This is a genomic window from Kocuria aegyptia, from assembly GCF_039530085.1.
Classification (GTDB): domain Bacteria; phylum Actinomycetota; class Actinomycetes; order Actinomycetales; family Micrococcaceae; genus Kocuria; species Kocuria aegyptia.
The window spans coordinates 1-1,208 of the sequence record NZ_BAAAOA010000041.1 but is presented as its reverse complement, the minus strand read 5'-3'; the positions used below and the strand labels follow the sequence as shown (position 1 = coordinate 1,208).

2 protein-coding genes are annotated in these 1,208 nt (G+C 79.8%); both read right to left on the bottom strand.

What is annotated here, in order from left to right:
• A partial coding sequence (locus tag ABD220_RS14135; RefSeq protein ID WP_344123595.1) for a biotin carboxylase N-terminal domain-containing protein occupies window positions 1-77 on the bottom strand: 77 nt, incomplete at its 3' end.
• A 4-nt stretch (window positions 78-81) separates the two neighbouring features.
• The coding region (locus ABD220_RS14130) for a 5-oxoprolinase subunit C family protein (RefSeq protein WP_344123593.1) at window positions 82-1,208 on the bottom strand (1,127 nt) is incomplete at its 5' end.

The following is a 1,208-nucleotide window of genomic DNA, read 5'->3' as shown; positions in this document are numbered from 1 at the left end:
TCGAGACCGGCCTCGGCGCAGGCGTGGACGACGCGGACGGCGATCTCCCCGCGGTTGGCGATCAGGACTTTGCGCACGGTGCTACTCCTCGGAAGTGTCGGCGGAAGTGTCGGCGGAGGTGTCGGCGGAGGCCTCCGGGGCGGTGCCGACGGGGTCGGCGTTCTTCGTGCTGCCGGGGGCGCGGTCCTGCGGGAACGGCGCCCCGAGCTCGGGCCCCGGCGTCCGCGCGAAGCGCAGGCGCTCGCCGGGGCGCAGCTGGGCGAGCACGGCGAGGTCCTCCGGGTGCACCACGCCGATCACCGGGTAGCCCCCGGTGGTGGGCGCGTCCTGCAGCAGGACCACCGGCAGGCCCGAGGGCGGGACCTGGACGCAGCCGGGCACGGTCCCCTCGCTGGGCAGCTCCCCGGTGCGCACCCGCTCCAGCGGTTCGCCGGACAGCCGGGCGCCCACGCGGTCCGAGGAGGCGGTCAGCTCCCACTCCTGCGCGAAGAAGGACGCCACGGCGGCGGGGCTGAACCAGTCGTCGCGGGGGCCCGGGACGACGCGGACCGTGGACGCCGCGGGCGGGCCCGGTGCCGGCTCGGGGAGCCGCACGGCCCGGCCCGGGTCCCGCCCGACCGGCAGGGCGTCGCCGGCGGACAGCGGGTCCGGGCCCAGCCCCGCGAGCGTGTCGGTGGAGCGGCTGCCCAGCACCGGCGGGACCGCGACGCCGCCGCGCACGCCCACGTAGACCCGCGCCCCGGCCGTCACGGCGCCGACCGCCAGCCGTTCGCCGTCGCGCAGGGCGAAGGGGGTGCCGAGCGGGGGACGCCACGGGGTCGGGCCCGTGACCGTCAGCGCCGTCCGTGCGCCGGTGACCGCCAGGACGTGCTCCCCGTGGGCGGTCAGCTCGAGCCCGCCCAGCAGGTGCTCCAGCACCGCCGCCCCCGGGCCGTTGCCCACGAGCCGGTTGGCCGATCCGGCGGCGGCGGCGTCGAGCGCGCCCGAGGGCGAGACGCCCAGCGCGGCGGAGCCCGCGCGGCCGCGGGGGACGGCGCGGGCGGCGCGCACGACGTCCCGCAGCGCGGCGGTGGTGCTCGCGCGCACGACCACGGTCTCCGCGCCGGCCACGCAGTCCACGAGCCCGGGCAGGTCCGCGGCGGCGAGCCGGGTGTGCACCGCCACGGCGTCGTGCAGGTCCGCGCACTCCACCAGGGCCGCCTGCGGGC